Genomic DNA, 20,505 nt, shown 5'->3' with positions numbered 1-20,505 from the left:
GGTACGTAGTTGCGCTTCAGCGCTCTTTCATACATAAGATAAAGAGCGCTGAAGCGCAACAACATACCTTTGCGGGATTATTTTTTAGGTACGTAGTTGTGCTTCAGCGCTCTTTCATACATAAGATAAAGAGCGCTGAAGCGCAACAACATACCCAAGATATTACTTAAAACGGGATTTCCTCATCTTCATCTTCCACAGTCTTAGCCGTCATCCGCCAACTGGTAATATACTCAATCTGCACATCAATTGTGTTAATCGCATCCCCCAACTGCTTTTGGATGTATTGAGTCAGAGTCACCATAAAATCCAATTCAACTCCCGCAGATTGCACAACTTTAGCCAAGCTAGCAAAATCTACCTTCAAAATCGAAGAACTAGATAACTTAAAATCAGGAGTATTGCTCTTATTTTGCACCAACATTGCTTTTTTAATCCGTTCTTTCAGATGCTCAACTTCCGAATCCAGCAACTTCCATTCAGGGAAAATTTCTTGATACCTTTTCCCCAATGCCGTTAAATCTTCACTCTCGGGTTCCGGCACAATTTTCTTAGCAGTAGATTTTCGCCGCTGCTGTACATTAGAATTCAACCGCCAACTAGCAATATCCTCAACTTGCAAAGATGGATGAGTAATAAGTTCACCTAACTGTTTTTGAATTTCTTTCGTCAGTGTCACCGGAAAATTTAAATCAATTTGCTGAGTTTGTGTCAGTCTCGCCAGCGTCATAAAATCAACTTTCATAGTTATCGAACTGGAAAGCTGAAAACAAGAGCTATCTTTGAGCTTTTGCGCCATCATTCCTGCTTTAAATCGTTCTTTGACTTCAGCTATTTCTGAATCAAGCGGTTTCCACTGAGATTCTATTTGCTGATATTTTTTCCCCAAGGATATCAAGTTTTCCGTTGCGGGTTCGGGGTAAGATTGGGCAATAATTTCTAGCAGGCGCTGATGCACTTTAGCTAAATAAACTGCGTCTATCTTGGCATATTCTAGCTGCTTCTGGGTCAGGGGACGCTTTCCCCAATCGCCGCTTTGTTCTGTTTTATCTACATAAGTAATGCCGCAAAGTATTTCGATTAATGTTTTGAGTTGTCGGTTGGGTAAGGGCAGGATATAAGCTGGAATCTGTCTCGACATTTTTAATGTACAAGTGACATTTTTGGCGTCGTCATTACCCAGAAATCTGATGTCATAGCTGGCGCTGTGGAAGACTTTTTCAATATCTGGATTGACCATGATTTGGTTGATGAAGTCTTTTGCCAATTCAGGTTGATCTAAGACATCTAGTAGAAACGTGGCATCTCCTGTCGCATCGGTGGAGTCAGCTAACACTTGAATTAGAGATAATCTGGGGTTCGATTTATAGTCTGCTATTTCTGTGTCAACCCACAGGATTTTAGCTTGCGAAAATTTAGCGATGAGTGCTTTGATGTCGTTTGCTGCTGTTAAATAAGGCATTTTTACAGACTTTTACTATTAACTTTATGCTTATATTATGCTATAGCAATTATCGTGTCAATTGTCAATGATTGAAGTGCCGGACATGGAATTGCACATTAGTGTTAACTTAACGTCAAACGTAATAGCGGTCTGCTGTTTGATTGTCATCATACAAATTAGGTACGTTGTTGGGCTTTAGCCCTCTTTCCTGATACCAGGAAAGAGCGCTGAAGCGCAACTACATACCTTAACCTTAAAAAGCAGTAAGGGTGCACCGCAGCGCACCCTACAAACCATTAACCTAGGACTCTTCTGCTGCTTCCTCAGATAGCGCTTCTTCGATCGACTCTTCACCCGAAGCCGGCACCAAAGCCACAGCTACGATCGAATCATCCTCATCCAAGCGCTGCACCCGCACGCCCGTTGCAGTCCGGGATTGCGTGGAAATTGCACTCACAGCTTGACGGATAATAATACCTCGGTTGGTAATAATCATCAATTCGTCATCTTCGTTGACAATTCGCAGCGCAGCTACCTGATCCTTGCCCTTTTTCGACTTGAATTTGGTAGCAGTTAATCCCTTGCCTGCCCGTCTTTGTAGGCGGAATTGAGAAACAGGAACTCGCTTACCGTAGCCGTTAGTTGTGATTACCAACACCGAAGGAACTTCGCTATTAACTGTGGGAATTTCTTCGGCATCTTCGCCTTCAATTTCCTCAGCTTCCAGTTCTAATTCTTCGTCTTCCAATTCCACATCGCCCGTTTCCAATTCAGCAATTTCTACTCCTTCAAATTCCGAGTCGCCCGTTTCTAACGGAGCAATATCTGTTCCTTCCAATTCTGAATCTTCTGTGTCAGCAATTTCGGCAACAATGGAACTTGGCAAGATGTCCATGCTGATCAACTCATCGCCCGATCGCAATTTCATTGATTTCACACCCCGAGTCGCCCGGCCAACCGGACGCAACTGCTCGTGATTGGTGCGGAAGTGAATCGCCATACCTTGGCGCGTACCGATGATGATGCTGTCACCAACTTTTGCTCTCCGCACCCAGCGCAATTGGTCGCCTTCTTCTAGAGAAATCGCGATTAACCCATTAGTGCGGATGTTCGCAAAAGCTGAAAGTGCAGTTTTCTTGATGTAGCCGCCGCGAGTTAGCATCACCAAGTATTCTTCGCTGGTGAATTCTGTAACTGACACCATAGAAGTGATTTTTTCTTCTATAGGAATCGGCAACAGTTGCACCACGGGAGTGCCGCGCGCCGTCCGGGAACAGACGGGAATTTGATAAGCTTTGAGAGAGTAAACTACGCCTCTGTCGCTAAAGAACAAAACGCTGTCGTGATCGCAACAGGAAAGGAAATGTTCTACTCCGTCATCTTCCTTCATTTTCGCGCCTGCTTTGCCACGAGTAGCGCGACTTTGGGCCTCGAAAGTGCTGACAGGCATCCGCTTGATGTAGCCTTGCTCTGTGATCAGAATAATTGCTTGTTCGTTGGCAATTAAATCTCTTTCATCGATTTCTCCTTCGGCGTGTTCGATGACGCTGCGTCTGGGAGTGGCGATTTTAGTTTGAATTTCGACTGCTTCAACTTCAGCGATTTCTAAGATCCGTTCCCGGCGCGCCAAGATATCTTCCAAATCGGTGATTTTTATTCGCAGTTCTTCGTGTTCTTGCTGAATTTTTTGTGCTTCCAATGCTGTCAAACGCCGAAGCTGCATTTGCAGAATTGCGTCGGATTGCTGTTCGGAAAGACCGTAATTCTCGATCAATTCTTGTTTGGCAGCGGCGGAGTCGGCAGCGGCACGAATTAGGTGAATAATGGCATCTAAATTGTCTAGGGCAATTAATAAGCCTTGCAGGAGATGGTCGCGTTCTTCTGCTTTGCGGAGTTCGTATTGAGTCCGGCGAGTAATTGTCTCAATGCGGAAGTCTAGGAAGACATTGAGGAATTGTGAGAGCGTCAGTAGTTGGGGTTCCCCGTTTACTAGCGCTAACATATTGGCTCCAAAATTTGATTGGAGCGGTGTTTGTTTGTAGAGGTTGTTGAGGACGACGCGGGGATAGGCGTCGCGTTTGAGTTCGATCACGATCCGCATTCCGTCTCTATCGCTTTCGTCGCGAATGTCGGAAATCCCATCTAATCTTTTGTCGTTTACCAGTTCGGCAATTTTCTCAATTAACGCTGCCTTGTTTGTTTGGTAAGGCAATTCGGTGATAATAATTGCTTCTTTGTCGGGGCGGCCGGCGTGTTCGATGGTTTCAATGCCGGCGACTCCGCGCATTGTAATCGAGCCGCGCCCGGTGGTGTAAGCATCGCGAATGCCGCCTCTGCCGAGAATTTGCCCGCCGGTGGGAAAGTCCGGGCCGGGAATGTACTGCATCAATTCCAGGTCAGTAAGGCCTGGATTGTGGATTAGCGCTACCAAACCGTCAATTATTTCGCCCAAGTTGTGCGGCGGAATGTTGGTGGCCATCCCTACGGCGATCCCGGAGGAACCGTTGAGCAAAATTTGGGGGATGCGTGCGGGGAGTACGAGGGGTTCTTGTTGGGAACCGTCGAAGTTGTCGCCGAAATCAACTGTTTCGCAGTCGATGTCGCGCAGCATGGAGTCGCTCGTCAGGGCTGTGAGGCGACATTCGGTGTACCGCATGGCAGCGGGCGGGTCGTTGTCAACGGAGCCGAAGTTGCCGTGGCCGTTGATCAGGCGTTCGCGCATGGAGAAATCTTGAGCCATCCGCACCAGGGCGTCGTAAACTGCTGTATCTCCGTGCGGGTGATACTTGCCCAGCACCTCCCCGACGACGCGGGCGCATTTGCGGAATGGTCGATCGGGAGTCAAGCCCAATTCGTTCATGGCGTAGAGAATGCGTCGGTGAACGGGCTTGAGACCGTCCCTAGCATCTGGTAGCGCCCGACCGACTATTACGCTCATGGCGTATTCCAAGTACGATCGGGACATCTCACCCCCCAGATCCGTCGGGATTATCCGCGACTCAGAGATACTCATAGGTTGAAAAACTCCGCTAAAACTTTAAATTTGACCGCTATAAATCCCCAAAATGCGATAAAATCGATTTGGATTCAGTTGAGCTGCCAAATATTGCAAATTACTCCTAAAATTATATCACAATTTGCCCTTAACTTTATGGGAAAGTTGCCAGAAAAATTAAGGGACGAAACAAGGGAAATTTGTAAATTGACAGTTGGTGATTTAGTCATCAATTGGCAAAATCTAAAAAGGTTTTTTTAGGCGGTCTGGTTTCATGCTTTGGTGAGTTTTTTTGAGGGCTATATAAAAAATTAAAATGGTGGCCCGATCGCAATTTTAATTTCACAAAACCGAAGGCCTTCTTAAAGCAAACTAAAAATCTAAAATCTAAAATCTAAAATCTAAAATCTAAAATCTGCTGATGCTACCCGTCATCTATTCCGAAGATTTTTTGCTGCACAAGACTGGAATGCTTCACCCAGAGCGACCAGAACGTTTGACGGCGATCGTCAATGCTCTGAAAGCTGCTCCCTGGGCCGATCGCATTGAGTGGCAACTCCCCACCCCAGTGGCGCAGCGCGAACCAGAACTGCTCTCGGCGATCAAAAAAGTTCACGCGCCAAGATACATCAAAGAAGTCGAACATTTGGCTCATCGTGGAGGTGGCTACCTCGACGGTGACACGCCGATTTCTGCTGAAAGTTACGACGTAGCGCTGCTGGCGGCGAGTGCTTGGCTCGATGGGGTCGATCGAGTTTTAGCAACCAACGAACCGGCTTTTACGATCGCCAGACCGCCGGGACACCACGCCGAAAACAGCCGTGCGATGGGATTTTGCTTGTTTTCCAACGCTGCGATCGCAGCTCGCTATGCCTTGGAACAGCCGGGAATCAACCGCGTCGCCATCCTAGACTGGGACGTGCACCACGGCAACGGCACTCAATCTTTGGTGGAAAACAGCAGGCAAATCGCCTACTGTTCCCTGCACCAATCTCCCTGCTATCCAGGAACCGGAGATGCTGACGAGCAAGGTGCTTACAACAATGTGCTGAATATTCCCCTGTATCCGGGTGGCGGCATAGCTGAATACCTGAGCGCCTTTGAATCTCTTGTCGTACCGTTTTTGTCAAATTTTGAACCAGATTTGTTGATTGTCAGCGCCGGTTACGACGCAATAGCCTCGGATCCGCTGGCCAGCATGAATCTGGCGCCGTCAGATTTCGGTACTTTCACGGGATATTGCCTACAAATCACTCGCCGCATAGCCTTCGGTTTGGAGGGCGGTTACGCGCTGCAAGAGTTGGCCGAGTCGGTTGTAGCGACTATTGACCGGTGCCTCAATTAGCTGCAAAATTGGCAGACGGGATTAGGAGGTTGAGAAGGGATTAGGAGGGGATTGACAGCAATGGCGGGCGATCGTCCAAGCTCAGATTTGTCGATCGCCCGATCGGCCTTCTCTCCTCGAACCTCTCCCCTCTGCCTTCTGCCCTCGATCAACTGTCAACTGTCAACTGTCAACTGTCAACTGTCAACATCTGTGACAAGCATCACGAATTTAAAAGATCCGAGTCACTGAGCGTCTAAGTCTCAGTCACAAATTTTTAGCCTAAAAATCACACCGTGTCAATGTTTTCGATCGCAGGAATCGGCGATCGGACAGAGCATAATAGGACTACGATCAGCCTGTAATATTTTAATATCTCTCAATCAACTAGGAGGTTTATCATGTCCGTTTCCCAAATGACACTCGAAGAATTATTTGGTCAGGTCATGTTCTCTAGTGTCGTGACTCGCCACGACCGGAGACAGCTAAGATCCGCACTCTTAGAAAGAACCCTGAATGAAGATGAGTATGCCATCATCAACCGACTGCTGTACAATGTGCGTCGCGGTTGGGTGAAAATTGTCGATTAAAGACCCAGCACCCAACCCCCGAGCGAGAAAGAAGTTCATAGCCTTTTCAATTTTCGCTTAAAGAATTGGTAATGACTGATGATTATCGGGGTATAGAACATGGGCCTACAGTTACATTCTTTTGCAAACTGGATAAAATTAGAACTTGCCACTTAGGGAAGTTTTCCGTGTTTTTAAGCGACAGTTTAATGTTTGGAGAGCGGTGTTAATGATTCTAATTGCGATCGACATCCGCCTAGAAGTAGAGATATTTATAAAATAACAGGTTTCGGGTGCATCTCTACTTGTTTAAAAAATGTGAGTTTTGAGTTGCTAACTTCCAAGTTAGAATTAACTCAAAACTCATACTTGTTTGGAGGTAACAGAAGAAGGAAGAAGGAAGAAGGAAGAAGGAAGAAGGAAGAAAGAAGAGGGTAGAAGGTAGAAGGAAGAAGGAAGAAGGAAGAAAGAAGAGGGTAGAAGGTAGAAGCAATCGAACGTAAGGTTTTCAGTCATTAAGAATATCTGAACCGTCGAGCGCGGTTGCTAGAAAATTTTATATTTGAGATTAGGAAAGAGTGAGGGCGATCGGGATTAGGAAGCGCTATCAAGTGCAAAAATTTTAAACCGTTATCAAAAATCAAAACAATCAGCAGTTTCGCGTTGAGTCGGAATGTGCGATCGCCACAAGCACAGGAAGTCGGAACGTGCGATCGCCCATTCCGGCAAATTAAGCCCAGAAGTGTCAAAATATTAACAACCAGTTCATCCTTAAAATATATGGCTCCCGCCGTTTTAATTGAAAATCTTCAGAAACGCTACGGCACTGTAGAAGCCGTTAAAGATGTTTCCTTCAAGGTAGAACCGGGGGAAATATTTGGTTTGCTAGGCCCCAACGGTGCAGGCAAAACCACAACCCTGCGGGTACTATGTACCTTGAGTGCCCCTGATAGCGGACGTATTGAAGTGTCAGGCATTTCAGCAGTCAGCCAGCCGAGAATGGCCAGACAGAAACTCGGCTACGTCGCCCAAGAAGTCGCTCTCGATAAGGTGTTGACAGGGCGCGAACTCCTGCAATTGCAAGCGGCGCTTTACCATTTGCCGCGCAAGACTATTAAAGGGCGGATTGACGAAATGGTGAAACTCCTCGGTTTGGAGGAATGGGAAAATAAAAAAACGGGTACCTATTCCGGCGGTATTCGCAAGCGCCTCGACTTAGCTGCTGGATTGCTTCACCAGCCGGATGTTTTGGTGTTAGACGAACCGACTGTCGGGCTAGATATTGAGAGTCGGGTGGTAGTGTGGGATTTCCTGCGCCGCTTGCGGGAGGAAGGTACGACGGTGTTGATTACCAGCCATTATCTCGAAGAAGTCGATGCTTTAGCCGATCGCGTGGCGATTATTGACAAGGGTACGGTGATTGCACAGGGGACGCCGGAGGAGTTGAAAAATCGCGTTGGGGGCGATCGGGTGACTTTGCGGATTCGGGAGTTTTCGCCACTGGAAGAAGCCGAAAAAGCCCAAGCTTTAATGGAATCTCTGCCTTTCGTCCAAGAAGTAATTATCAACAGCGCCCAAGGAAATTCTCTAAATTTGGTAGTAACACCGCACAGCGACGCGCTGGTGACAATTCAGCAAGCCTTGAAAGATGCGGGACTTCCTACTTTTGGGATTGCTCAATCTCGTCCGAGTTTGGATGATGTGTATTTGGCGGCGACTGGTAAAACGCTGTTGGATGCGGAGTTGGCTGCTGCTAGCAATCGGGATTTGAAGGCTGAACAAAAACAGGCAATGCGATCGTAGTTTAGTTTAGGTGGTTATTATGGGTGCGGGGTCAGAAACCCGGTTTCTCAGGAAAATCTGGTTGGGTGACGAGAAATCTGTAAAGAAACCGGGTTTCTTTGGCCTTAGTCCTATTTAAGATGATTCGACGGTTGAATACGATAGTAATTTTGGGAGATATTAATAGATGAATCTTGTTTTAGAAGTTGAAGCACCTCCTTTCCGAGAAGATGCAACAGGTGCTATTCGGGTGGGAAACTCAAGAGTTTTGCTGGAATTGGTGATTCGAGCTTTTCAAGATGGTGCATCGCCGGAATCCATTGTGCAGCGTTATTCTACTGTGTCATTGTCTGATGTCTATAGTGCGATCGGCTATTATCTCCGACACCAAGAAACAGTAGAAGCTTATCTCAATTATCGCGAACAATTAGCAGATTCCGTTCATCAGCGTTTGTTGGATATTCAACCCGATTTGACCGTTGTGCGATCGCGTTTGTTAGCCCAAAAAAATCTTGAGGGTTAACTATTTTGTAAGGTGCGTCGCTGTGAGATTGTCGATCTTTTTGAGGATTTTTGATGGCGACGCACCCTACAGCTACTGTCAACTGTCAACTGTCAACTGTCAACTGCTATACATCCAATACTTGCTCTGCTGTCAGCGCTAATTCTGGGAAAGTTCGGGAAATAATTCGCTCATTTCCTCGAAAAGCCGTCATTTGATAAACCCCATTTTCATCAAGCAAGTAAACAAAAACTGTAGGAACTTTCGGATTACCTAAATAATCGCGACTTCCCAAAGCTAAATAATCGACAATCCAGTATTCCGAAATTCCCAGACGCTGATATTCATCCAGCTTATCGATATAATCATCTTCCCAATTGGTCGATACAACTTCTACAACTAATTGCAGCGGTTCAGTTATGGCTGAGTAGGCAAAAGGCTGTGATTCCCAGAGAGTTTTATTTATTACACTAACATCAGGATGGCGACCTTGTTCTCTACCATTTGAGGTTAAAGTCCTCACCATGAATCTGCCAGACACCCTGTAATTGAGGGGGACGCGATCGATTTCTTTATCAAACTGTTTGACAAGGAAATAGGCAAGATCCTCGTGCAGTCTTATTGGTAATATTCTCACAATTTCTCCATTGACAAGTTCATAGCGGCCTTCTTCATCGGGAAGTTGCTTTACAAATTGCTCGAAACTGAGCATCTGCTTAGGTTGGGTACGAATTGCGGTCATGGTTTTCTCTCATTTAGGTAGATTAGGACTTAGGATGGTGGCCCAGAAACCGGGTTTTTTTCCCGAAAGATGCGTTATACACCGTAAATTCGGTAAAAAACCCGGTTTCTTTAATCGGAGTGCGTTTAGGACTGTAGATATTTAAGACTATTCTGCAACCATTTTAACATGAGGATATAATTAAAACTATTGCAGCCAAAAGGTGAACGGCATGGTTCAACAACTCGTCCCACAAACAACACAACAAATCATCTATCCCGACAGCGACGGTCAACCAATGGCAGACAACACCAAACAATTCCGCTGGATTGTCACAATCAAGGAAAACCTAGAAATCTTATTCGCGACTTGCGCTGACGTATTTATTGCCGGCGACTTACTCTGGTATCCCGTCGAAGACGATAACAAAACTCGCAAAGCACCTGATATATTAGCAGTCTTTGGTAGACCAAAAGGAGACAGGGGATCTTACAAACAATGGGAAGAAGATAATATTCCACCTCAAGTGGTTTTTGAAATATTATCTCCTGGAAATACCAGCACAGAAATGCTCAGAAAACTATTCTTCTATCAAAACTACGGAGTTGAAGAATATTATATTTATGACCCAGATACCTTAGAATTTACAGGTTCTCAACGAGTGGGCGATCGCCTAGAAGAAATCCCAGAAATCAACGGTTGGGTCAGCCCCCGCTTGGGTATACGGTTTCAACTCACACCAGAAACCCTGGAAATTTACCGCCCAGACGATCGCAAATTCCTCACTTCTGTAGAATTAGATCAACTTCGAGAACAGGAAAGCCAACGGGCCGATCGCGAACAGCAAGAAAAAGAACTTGCTCAGCAAGAAAAACAACTCGCTCAACAACAGCTAGAAGCAGAACGTACTCTGCGACAACAGGAACAGCAACGCTATCAAGCTTTAATAGAATTGCTGCGAGAAAAAGGCATTGACCCTCAACAATTGTAAGGCCGATCGCCCGCCCAACACCAATCCCTCCAGACTTGCTACCCTAAAGATAGTTAAATTTAATCCACAAGCAATTATGAGCGGTACTGTTACATCCCCCAACCTCAACCAGCAGCGGCCACTCACCACGCCATCCGCTGACACTTCGAGTTCCCTGCTGGCCGACTTCATCCAAGAAACACTAGCCTTAACCAAGCGCCTGTTTATTCAATTGCAGCGCCGCCCCTCCACCCTAGTTGCAGGAATTATTCAGCCGCTGATGTGGTTGGTTTTATTCGGAGCTCTGTTTAAAAATGCACCAGCCGGCTTGTTCGGCGAAAGCCAGAATTACGGACAATTTCTTGGCGCAGGCGTAATAGTTTTTACTGCATTTGCAGGCGCGCTGAATGCCGGTTTACCGATTATGTTCGATCGCGAATTCGGATTTCTCAACCGCCTGTTAGTCGCGCCCCTGGCTTCGAGATTTTCCATAGTCCTCGCTTCGGCGATTTTTATCGTCACCCTCAGCTTTATCCAAACAGGCACAATCGTTACGGCGGGAGCCTTTTTGGGTTCGGGATTCCCCGGACTTGCTGGACTGGGCGCGATCGCCCTCATAGTCCTACTATTAGTTTTGGGCGTCACCGGTTTGAGTCTAGGTTTAGCCTTCGCCCTTCCCGGTCACGTAGAATTGATTGCGGTAATTTTTGTTACTAACTTGCCGCTATTATTTGCCAGCACCGCCCTCGCGCCGCTGTCGTTTATGCCAGACTGGCTGCAAGTTGTCGTCACTCTCAATCCTCTCAGTTATGCGATCGAACCCATCCGCTATTTGTACCTCCACAGCGATTGGTCGCTAGCTAGCGTCGTAATGCAAGCTCCTTGGGGTACAGTTACCTTTGGAGGAGCGCTATTAGTCCTGCTGGCGTTTGATTTGGTGGCGCTCCTCAGCATTCAACCCCTGCTGCGGCGCCGGTTTGCTTAGATCGCACGGCGGTTGAAACCGCGTCTACAAAAACCAAGTCCGCCGGACGCCGACTGAAAAAAATAACGTAATTTCAACTGGCTGGTCTTCTTCAACCCGCGGAGGCGGGTTTTGTATGTATAGACGCGGTTTCAACCGCCCGGTCTTCTTAGCAATTGTTTTTTTGAAAGTACAACGAATAAATCATGAACAACAAAACTTCTAAATCAGGCAAATTGATGGTGCGGATTGCTGCAAGTGCGATCGCCACCAGTGCTCTTTTGTCACCTCAAGCAACCTTCGCTCAAGCCAGCGGTTTAAATAATAACAACCCCCAACCGCTGCAAGACTTTCAAACTAAAGACAACACCGACCCTTTTTCCGGCCGCAGCACCGGAGGCGGAATATTTGATTTAATTCACAGATCCAGACTCGGAGGTGGCCGCAGCATCGAAGAATTCAATACTGAACAGCGCCAAAATTTGAACGACGCCGCCGCCGATTTTCGCAACAAACAGCGCCAAATGCTGGAAAAACAAGCAGCACCTGCACCGGGGGCGGCACCTACAGAAATTACTGCCCCCGCCCCTTAAATTTACAACTGTTGTTTGCTCATTTCCTAGTCCGCGAAGGCGGACTTCGTTTGACTTGCGACAGCGATTTCAATCCCCCAATCTGCTTTGTTTGACTCGCGACAGCGATTTCAATCGCCCAATTTGCTTTAACTAACAAACCCCCCAAACACCGCCATACCGTAGTATTTCCAAGGAACTGCCACAGTCTCAAATCCAGCATTTGCCAGCATTTCCAACTGTGCCGCAACTGTCGCTAGGCGATCGGGATTAGAATAGCCGTAAGACACACTCGTCCCCACACCAGCACGAATTGTGGCTAAAGTTTCCCCCTGACTTAGCGCCCAATCTTCTCGCGCCGCTTGATAAATATCCTTCATTACTGCTGATTCTGCCAAAACAGGATCGGCATTCCAAAAACAGCCACCAGCATTTAAACTTTCGCGAATCCGTTGAAACAACTTCAACTTCATTTCGTCCTCAAGATGGTGAATTGCCAGAGATGAAATAGCAGCATTAAACTTATCCCCCAAACCTAAAACATTTGGATTGTTCGCCCATTCTCCAAAATCCAATTCTATGCCAGTCCACCGCGCTGCGTATCCGGCCGACTCTATTTTGGTGCGGGCAAAATCAAGCATTCGCGGCGAATAATCCACAGCAAATATTTCCGCAGACGGGTAGCATTGCAGAACTTTTAAACTCAGTTCCCCCGTACCGCAGCCGAGTTCTAAAATGCGGTGGTTGTTGCTAGCAATGCAGCCAACTAATACATCCAGCATTTCGTCATATTTAGGTAAAAGTCGCCGAATGCCCGTATCAAAATCCGCAGTGTTGACAAAAACTTCTCCCGGAAAAATTTCATTGCGTGCAGGTGAGACAGTAGAGTCAGAATTCACGATCGCCAATTAGAGACTACAATCGTCATCCTAACCGAAATAGAGCAAAAAGTGCATGAAGTAGGGAAACGGCACGGCGCCGTGTGCTTACCGATATTTTATTTCATTTAGATTAAAAAATATATAAAGTTATGCGTACTGTTACGGACAAGGGAAACACTCGCGGTAAACAAGAATTAACCATCCCTTGCACTATCGAGTCTTGCTTTACAGCAAAACACTCTGAAAAAGCAGTGTTATGTTAGTAGTGCATAAAATTAAATCAATATCGAACCTCACATTTGAGGATAGCATGGACAAATTGATTTCTCGCAGTCTGGCTGCCATCAACCAATTAATTTACAAGCGAATTCTGCTTCTGATGACAATTTTATTTTGTGTAGGCGTAGGAGTAGCGATGGCAAATATGTCTCGTCTTTCATCTACCCTAATACAAGCGCAAGCCCTCCAAAATGCTACACTTTACGCCCAAGCTATTAAAGAAGCCCGCACCCTTTACAGTTCTGATGTTATCAGTCCTCTCAACACGAAGAAAGCGATTAACTTTACCCACGACTACAACCCAATATCAACAAAAGTAACAGTTCCCGTACCTGCCACCTTCTTAATAGAACTCGGCAACCAGATTACCAACAAAAATCCCGAAGTATCAGTTCGTCTCTACAGCGACTACCCGTTTCCCTGGCGGCGAGAAGAAGGTGGTGCCCGAGACGATTTTGAGCGTCAAGCTATTACCTATTTGATGCAAAATCCAACCGGACAATTTTTCCGCACTGAGGATTTTCGCGGTAAGCCCGCATTTCGATATGCCCAGGCAGATCGTCTCCTTCCTAGTTGCGTTAACTGTCACAACACTAACCGCGATAGTCCTAAAAAAGACTGGAAAGTGGGAGATGTGCGCGGGATATTAGAAATTACTCAACCTCTAGAAACCATTACTCAAAAAACTAGAAGCGGACTGAAAGACCTGTTTTTACTGTTAGCAGGACTTTCAACTTTAGGCATCGCAGGATTAACTTTAGCTCTCAGCAGGTTGCGCCAAAATGCTAAACAATTAGAACAGCGGGTCAGGGAACGCACGGCACAATTGCAAGAAACTAATGTAGAATTGTTGAAAGAACAAGAAAAAAGCGATCGCCTGCTGCTCAATATTTTACCCGAATCCATTGCTGCCAAGCTAAAAGACGGTCAAAGCAGCATTGCTGACGGCTTCGCCGAAGTCACTATTTTGTTTGCCGATATCGTCGGCTTTACCGTGCTTTCAGCGCAAATATCTCCCGAAGAACTGCTAGTTTTTCTCAACGAAATTTTTTCGGCCTTCGATAATTTGACAGAAAAGTATGGCTTGGAAAAAATCAAAACAATAGGAGATGCTTACATGGTAGTCGGAGGTTTGCCAACTCCCAGCACCAACCACGCCGAAAGCATTGCGGAAATGGCTTTAGATATGCAGGAGGAATTAGCGAAATTTAATGCCAAACATCATTCAGGAATTAACATTCGGATCGGCATCAATACCGGGCCTGCGATTGCGGGAGTTATTGGTACCAAAAAATTCATTTACGACCTCTGGGGCGATGCCGTCAATACAGCAGCCAGGATGGAATCCCACGGAATTGCAGGCGCGATTCAAGTCACAAAATCAACTTACGATATCTTGCAAAATAAGTATCTGTTTGAAGACAGAGGAATTATCCATGTCAAAGGCAAGGGTGATATGAATACTTATTTACTTGTATCCCGATTAGTTAGTGTAGTTTCGGTTTAATTTGTTTATTATATTATTAAGGAGCTAGCCAATACGCTTGGGATCGGAAGACCGGGCGGTTGAAACCGCTTCTTGTCAAATAAAACCCGGATGGTGCGCGGGTTGAAGAGCGGGCGGTTAAAATTACGCTATCTTCTTTCTTCAGTCCGCGGAGGCGGACTTCGTTTGTGTAGGCGCGGTTTCAACCGCCGTCTTATCTTCATTGAAAAACCCAAAATTTATTACAAGAAACCCAGTTTCTTTTCCTATGTCCTAAATTAGCCCTTTGCAGAAGACTAAATTTTATGTCAGTGCACATTTTATCATTCTTGGAGTTTTTCAAATCTCGCTTGTCTAGACAAATAGCTTTGTGGGTGTTTGCTAGTATTCTTGTGATAGAGGGAATTATTTTAGTTCCCTCTTATTTTCGGCGCGAAAATGAACTTTTAAATCAACTGGAACAGGTATCTCACGCGACTGTTGAGGCTCTAGAGGTTTTGCTAAAACAAGATATTTACGATCGTACTGTCTTTGAAGAAGAAGTCAAAAATATTACTAAGGATTCTCAAGTAGTATTAGGACTATCTATTTACCAATTTGACGACCAGCTAATATATCAACTTGGTGAAGCACCCAAAATTGATTTGGATGAACTAAAACTTGCTCGTATAATTCGCCAGAAAACTTTCGATGGCAAGCGCTACGATATTGCTTGGACAGAGCGACATTTGGGAGGAGATTATACGTTAATTGTTCGGCATGATGCTTCTACTGTTCAACCAGAACTATACGCATTTATAGGGCGGGTTGCTATTTTAGTTATTATTATATCAGCCTTTGTCACTTCTGTAACTATGCTGTTTTTAGGGGTGACAGTAATTGCACCAATCTTGAGATTGCGCGATGATTTGATCGCTGCGGGAGTAGCTTTGAGCAAAGATCGAGAAAAACCTGATTTCTACTCTCTCTCTGTCAAGCGCGATGACGAGTTGGGAGAAGTTATGGTCGCCTTCAATCAAATGTTTCAACGAGTTTACAAGGAAATTGCACAGCGGAAACAAGCTGAGGAAATATTGCGCGCCGAACAAGAGAAGTCGGAACGTTTACTGCTAAATATTTTACCTGAAATGATTGCCGATCGCCTAAAACAAGGTCAGATAAATATCGCAGATGGATTTGCTGAGGTGACGGTGCTGTTTGCGGACATTGTGGGCTTTACCGAAATATCCTCTCGCACGTCTCCAGCAGAATTAGTCGAACTGCTGAACAAAATATTTTCAGCTTTCGATTGCTTAAGCGAGAAATACGGCTTGGAAAAGATTAAGACAATCGGTGACAATTATATGGTAGCAGGCGGTTTGCCACTTCCATCTACAAATCATGCAGAATGTATTGCCGAAATGGCGATGGAAATGCAGCAAGAAATTATGAAATTTCGCGACGAATCCGATATACCTCTCAGTATCCGCATTGGAATTAATAGCGGGCCTGTGGTAGCCGGTGTCATCGGTACTAAAAAGTTTATTTACGACTTGTGGGGAGATGCTGTAAATACAGCAAGCCGCATGGAATCCCAGGGACTCCCTGGTAAAATTCAGGTTAGCGGCTCAACTTATGAATTGCTGCGCGATCGGTATGTGTTGGAAAAACGCGGTAAAATCAATGTTAAAGGAAAAGGAGCAATGACGACTTATTTGCTGATTGGCAGAAAAAATTTAACTGACAAATTCAACTATCGCCCGGGAATACCGGATCTGGCGGTAGACGTTTCAGCGCCCCCGCCCCCCAACACTAAACTAGATTTTTTTTAACGAACCGCGAAGGCGCAAAGGACACGAAGAAAGGAAGAAAAGAGAAGAAGAAAGAAGAGAAGATAAAGGGTTCACAATTGAGTTACAATTGCTTTAAAATGCAGGTTGATATTAGTGGCAGGGGTAAAAATGACTGCGAAGCAGGAACATAATTCTTCAACTTCACCAATTTGGCAGCCCTTCACGCAAATGAAAACTGCTCCGGCGCCGCTGAAGGTAATTAGCGGCAAAGGATCGCTGCTGGAATTAGAAGATGGGCGGCTAATTCTTGACTGTATTTCTAGTTGGTGGGTGACGATTCACGGGCACAGCCATCCTGTTCTGGCTGAGGCTCTTTACGAACAAGCCAAAAAGTTAGAACACGTAATCTTTGCGGGATTTACTCACGAACCTGCACAGAAACTTGCTGACAAGTTGATAACTCATACGCCTGATTCTTTGACGCGGATTTTCTTTTCTGATAATGGTTCGACTGCTGTTGAAGTTGCTCTGAAAATGGCGTTTCAATATTGGCTAAATCTCGGAGAAACTAACCGCACTAGCTTTATTGGTTTTGAGGGAGGTTATCACGGCGATACTGTGGGCGCGATGTCTGCGGGTAGAAGTTCGCTGTGGTGGGAACCTTTTGCGCCTTTAATGTTTGCTGGGGATGTTGTGCCTTTTCCTGCGACTTTTGATGGCGATGATGAGGTGGAAAGCAAGGAGGCGGCGAGTTTGGAGAAACTTGAGTCTTTGTTGAAGCATGGGAAGGGGTATGCGGGAATTTTTATCGAACCTTTGGTGCAAGGTTCTGCGGGTATGCGAATGTGTCGCCCTGAGTTTTTGCGGGCGATCGCACAAATGGCCCGCCAGTTTAATGTATTGTTGATTTACGATGAGGTGATGACTGGTTTTGGGCGCACGGGCGAACTGTTTGCTTCTGTTAAATCTGACACTGCACCGGATATCCTGTGTTTGTCTAAGGGATTGTCTGGCGGCTGCTTGCCAATTGCTGTCACAATGGCATCGGAGCATATTTATCAAGCTTTTTGGCGAGATGAATCGGACAAAGCTTTTTATCACGGTCATTCTTATACCGGAAATCCCTTAGCTTGTGCGGTGAGTGTAGCATCCCTGGAGCTTTTGGAGCAAAACCCAAATGCCTATCAAGGAATGGAAAAACTGCACCGCAAATACCTGAATCAATGGCTGATAGATCATCCTAAACTCGAACGGATTCGGACTTGCGGCACTATCGCAGCAATGGATGTGAAAACGGAAAGCGTTTCCGGTTATTTTAATGACATCGCCCCTGTATTGAAAGCCAGATTTCTGGAAGCGGGGTTTTTGCTCCGCCCCTTGGGAAATACGCTTTACTTGATGCCTCCCTACTGCATTTCTCCTGATGAACTCGAATCGATTTATCGGATAATTCGTCAGGTTTTGGATACTCTGTAAACCCTTAAATTTTAGTAATGAATTTACCCAATTGGAACGATTTGGCTGATGACTCGCTGGCGGGAAAATGTCTCTCTCGCGAGCAATCTTTGGCTGTATTGCGCGCGCCGGATGAGGTTTTGCTGGAACAACTAAACGCAGCTTATCGGGTGCGCCACCACTACTGGGGAAACCGCGTCAGGTTGCACTATTTGTTAAACGCTCAAAGTGGTCTTTGTCCTGAAGATTGCCATTATTGTTCTCAGTCGAAAATTTCGAGTGCGGAAATAGAAAAGTATCCGCTGTTAGCTAAGGAAAAAATTCTGGATGCAGCCCAACGCGCAGCAGATTTAAAAGCTGGTACGTTTTGTTTGGTGATTTCTGGCCGCCAACCGAGTGCATCTACTTTCGATCGCGTTTTGGATGCTGTAGAAACGGTCAAGGCTAATCATAACCTAAAAATTTGTGCTTGTTTGGGGTTGTTGACCGAGGAGCAAACTCACCGTTTAGCTAAGGCGGGAGTCGATCGCGTAAACCACAATCTCAACACTTCCGAATCGTACCACACGGACATCTGCACAACTCACACTTTTGGCGATCGCGTGGAAACAGTCGAAAACGTCAAAGCAGCCGGAATCACAACTTGTTCCGGCGGAATTTTGGGGATGGGCGAATCGGATGACGATGCGATCGATTTGGCGCTGTCGCTGCGGAATTTGGGCGTTACGAGCGTACCGGTCAACTTTTTTATTCCAATCCCCGGAACGCCCTTTGCGGACGTTAATCGCTTAAATCCGCGCCAATGTTTGCGGATTCTCTGCTTGTTCCGATTTTTGCTTCCCAGCCAAGAAATTCGGATTGCTGGGGGACGGGAGGTGCATTTGCGATCGATGCAACCTCTGGGACTTTACCCTGCTAATTCGATCTTTGTGGGCGATTATCTCACAACTCCCGGACAAAGCGCCAATCAAGATTGGGATATGATTCGAGATGCAGGATTTGCGATCGAATCTCCAGAAGATCGGGGATTTGCGATCGAATTTTCCGAAGATAAGACGGCGGTTGAAACCGCGTCTACACAAACGATGTCCGCCTCCGCGGACTAAAGAAGATCACCTAATTTTTACCGCCAATTCTTCAACCCGCGGAGGCGGGTTTTGTCTTTGTAGACGCGAATTTTATTCGCCCGGTCTTTTTGAATGAATCAATTTTAAATCATACAAGAGGGGGAATTGTGGACAAACGCGAAGAAATTACGATCGCAGAATACCAGACAACCGCCGAATCTTTCCGAGAAGGAACATGGCATCACGACGTATCCCAAAATCGATCCGCACTAACCGCTGCCATGCCCCGCAACCCCGGTAAAATACTCGATATAGGATGCGGGCCAGGACGAGATTTAGTAGCATTCAAGAGCCAAGGACATACCGTTGTAGGCTTAGATGCAACTCCAGCTTTTGTACAAATAGCCAAGAAGTTATCCGGCTGCGAAGTTTTGCAGCAATCTTTTCTTGAACTCGACTTACCAAAGGCTGAATTTGACGGTATTTTTGCCAATGCTTCCCTAATTCACGTTCCCAGCGACAACATGGTGAAAGTGCTGCAAGATTTGCACAAAACCTTAGTTATTAGCGGTGCAATTGTCATGTCAATGTGTCGGGGAAATTGGGAAGGCTACGACGAGAGACCGACAGGAAAACGCTATACTGCGGGATGGGAATACGAAACTTTAGCACCTTGTTTGGAACAAGCAGGATTTGCCATTGTCAGCCACTACTACCGCCCTCCCGGTTTGCCGCGCGAAGCTCAATCTTGGGTAGTAATCGTAGGCAAAAAAATCTAACCAAAAGGCAATACTGGCGATTGCGAATCATTCCCCTCTCTTCCTCTGCGCCCTCTGCGCCCTCTGCGGTTAAAAAAAACAAAACTCACCAATTAAGCGAGAATTGTTGTATAATAACCCACAGTCAAAAAACTAACTCCTTCCCAACTTAAAACAAGATTAAAATGACAGAGAAATTGCATATCTTTTTAGCGGGTGCTAGTCGAGGCGTTGGCTTAGAAATCGCCAAATGTCTGGTAGCACAAAATATACAAGTAACTGCACTTTTGCGATCGCCCAACCACCGCACCGAATTAGAAGCAATGGGCATCAAAGTCATGACAGGCGATGCTTTGGATACAGCGGCTGTGGAAGCTGCGATGGCTGGAGGCGCACCAATCAATGCCGCAATCAGCACCATTGGCGGCTTGCCAAAAGATGGGGAAAGAGCCGATTATTTGGGAAACAAAAACTTGATTGATGCTGCTGTCAAAGCGGGCGTACAAAAATTTATTTTAGTTTCATCCATCGGTAGCGGTAACACTGCTGCGGCTTTACCACCGCAAGCTTTAGAAACGTTGCGCCCGGTATTACTTGAAAAGGAAAAAGCCGAAAATCATTTAATCGCAAGCGGGATGATTTATACTGTAATTCGTCCGGGCGGATTGAAATCGGAACCTGCGACGGGCAATGGTGTGTTAACAGAAGATTGTCGAGTTGCGGGAACAATTCACCGGGCGGATGTCGCCCAGTTAGTTTGTCAGTGTTTAGTTTCGGATGCTGCTAATAATAAAGTTTTGTCGGCAGTTGACAAACAAATGGTTTATGGGAATCTAGAATATGAGGTATTAAATTTCTAGGGGCGGGCTAGAAGCCCACCCCACAAGATAATTCATTGCTTGTGGAACAGGCATCTTGCCTGTTCAAAAAAATTCTGGGCGGGCTAGGCTAGAAGCCCACCCCA

General features: G+C 45.9%; 17 protein-coding genes. 13 read left to right on the top strand and 4 right to left on the bottom strand.

The window, feature by feature from the left end; translation table 11 throughout:
- Positions 1-166 precede the first annotated feature (166 nt).
- Together JGK36_RS25790 and gyrA are read right to left on the bottom strand one after the other, a co-directional pair.
- Complete coding sequence (locus JGK36_RS25790; RefSeq protein ID WP_293193186.1) at positions 167-1,462, bottom strand: ribonuclease D; 1,296 nt, start codon at positions 1,460-1,462, stop codon at positions 167-169.
- A 283-nt stretch (positions 1,463-1,745) separates the two neighbouring features.
- The gene (gene gyrA / locus JGK36_RS25785; protein ID WP_293179729.1) at positions 1,746-4,457 is read right to left on the bottom strand and encodes a DNA gyrase subunit A; all 2,712 of its coding nucleotides are present in this window, start codon (positions 4,455-4,457) and stop codon (positions 1,746-1,748) included.
- A gap of 403 nt (positions 4,458-4,860) precedes the next feature.
- On the opposite strand from gyrA, the gene JGK36_RS25780 reads away from it, so the two are divergent.
- The 4 genes from JGK36_RS25780 (at position 4,861) to JGK36_RS25765 (ending at position 8,637) form a co-directional block, all read left to right on the top strand.
- Positions 4,861-5,784 carry a histone deacetylase gene (locus JGK36_RS25780; RefSeq protein WP_293179726.1) on the top strand — a complete coding sequence of 308 codons (924 nt, stop codon included), beginning with the start codon at positions 4,861-4,863 and terminating at the stop codon, positions 5,782-5,784.
- A 380-nt stretch (positions 5,785-6,164) separates the two neighbouring features.
- Positions 6,165-6,353 (top strand): hypothetical protein, encoded by a 189-nt coding sequence (locus JGK36_RS25775; RefSeq protein WP_015175516.1) that lies wholly within the window; start codon positions 6,165-6,167, stop codon positions 6,351-6,353.
- Positions 6,354-7,112: 759 nt separating this feature from the next.
- A complete protein-coding gene (locus JGK36_RS25770; protein WP_293193188.1) occupies positions 7,113-8,135 on the top strand; it encodes an ATP-binding cassette domain-containing protein in 1,023 nt (340 codons plus the stop codon).
- A gap of 166 nt (positions 8,136-8,301) precedes the next feature.
- Positions 8,302-8,637 carry a DUF433 domain-containing protein gene (locus JGK36_RS25765; protein WP_293179720.1) on the top strand — a complete coding sequence of 112 codons (336 nt, stop codon included), beginning with the start codon at positions 8,302-8,304 and terminating at the stop codon, positions 8,635-8,637.
- Between the two features lie 106 nt (positions 8,638-8,743).
- On the opposite strand, the gene JGK36_RS25760 is transcribed toward JGK36_RS25765, so the two are convergent.
- On the bottom strand, positions 8,744-9,358 hold the full coding sequence (locus tag JGK36_RS25760; protein WP_293193184.1) for a Uma2 family endonuclease: 615 nt from the start codon (positions 9,356-9,358) through the stop codon (positions 8,744-8,746).
- Positions 9,359-9,569: 211 nt separating this feature from the next.
- Between JGK36_RS25760 and JGK36_RS25755 the strand changes: the two genes are divergently transcribed.
- From JGK36_RS25755 to JGK36_RS25745, 3 genes are all read left to right on the top strand, one after another.
- The gene (locus JGK36_RS25755) at positions 9,570-10,328 is read left to right on the top strand and encodes a Uma2 family endonuclease (RefSeq protein ID WP_293193183.1); all 759 of its coding nucleotides are present in this window, start codon (positions 9,570-9,572) and stop codon (positions 10,326-10,328) included.
- Positions 10,329-10,404: 76 nt separating this feature from the next.
- Positions 10,405-11,292, top strand: coding sequence for an ABC transporter permease (locus JGK36_RS25750; protein WP_293179809.1), 888 nt, complete (start codon positions 10,405-10,407; stop codon positions 11,290-11,292).
- Between the two features lie 185 nt (positions 11,293-11,477).
- The gene (locus tag JGK36_RS25745; protein ID WP_293179696.1) at positions 11,478-11,864 is read left to right on the top strand and encodes a hypothetical protein; all 387 of its coding nucleotides are present in this window, start codon (positions 11,478-11,480) and stop codon (positions 11,862-11,864) included.
- A gap of 128 nt (positions 11,865-11,992) precedes the next feature.
- Here the strand turns inward: JGK36_RS25745 and JGK36_RS25740 are convergent, their stop codons facing one another.
- A complete protein-coding gene (locus JGK36_RS25740; protein WP_293197242.1) occupies positions 11,993-12,742 on the bottom strand; it encodes a trans-aconitate 2-methyltransferase in 750 nt (249 codons plus the stop codon).
- A gap of 292 nt (positions 12,743-13,034) precedes the next feature.
- Here JGK36_RS25740 and JGK36_RS25735 point away from each other — a divergent pair, with 292 nt between their 5' ends.
- From JGK36_RS25735 to JGK36_RS25710, 6 genes are all read left to right on the top strand, one after another.
- Positions 13,035-14,510, top strand: a complete 1,476-nt coding sequence (locus tag JGK36_RS25735) for an adenylate/guanylate cyclase domain-containing protein (RefSeq protein WP_293179690.1) — start codon at positions 13,035-13,037, stop codon at positions 14,508-14,510.
- 284 nt (positions 14,511-14,794) lie between these two features.
- A complete protein-coding gene (locus JGK36_RS25730; protein ID WP_293193181.1) occupies positions 14,795-16,300 on the top strand; it encodes an adenylate/guanylate cyclase domain-containing protein in 1,506 nt (501 codons plus the stop codon).
- 129 nt (positions 16,301-16,429) lie between these two features.
- Positions 16,430-17,737, top strand: a complete 1,308-nt coding sequence (gene bioA / locus JGK36_RS25725) for an adenosylmethionine--8-amino-7-oxononanoate transaminase (RefSeq protein ID WP_293179684.1) — start codon at positions 16,430-16,432, stop codon at positions 17,735-17,737.
- Positions 17,738-17,754: 17 nt separating this feature from the next.
- A complete protein-coding gene (gene bioB, locus JGK36_RS25720; RefSeq protein ID WP_293179681.1) occupies positions 17,755-18,822 on the top strand; it encodes a biotin synthase BioB in 1,068 nt (355 codons plus the stop codon).
- 128 nt (positions 18,823-18,950) lie between these two features.
- Positions 18,951-19,562 carry a bifunctional 2-polyprenyl-6-hydroxyphenol methylase/3-demethylubiquinol 3-O-methyltransferase UbiG gene (locus JGK36_RS25715; protein WP_293179678.1) on the top strand — a complete coding sequence of 204 codons (612 nt, stop codon included), beginning with the start codon at positions 18,951-18,953 and terminating at the stop codon, positions 19,560-19,562.
- 164 nt (positions 19,563-19,726) lie between these two features.
- Positions 19,727-20,401: an SDR family oxidoreductase gene (locus JGK36_RS25710; protein ID WP_293197244.1), complete on the top strand. Its 675-nt coding sequence runs from the start codon at positions 19,727-19,729 to the stop codon at positions 20,399-20,401.
- Positions 20,402-20,505 lie beyond the last annotated feature (104 nt).

This window comes from Microcoleus sp. PH2017_35_SFW_U_B, from assembly GCF_020737865.1.
Lineage (GTDB): Bacteria > Cyanobacteriota > Cyanobacteriia > Cyanobacteriales > Microcoleaceae > Microcoleus.
This window is presented reverse-complemented; position numbering and strand designations above follow the sequence as displayed.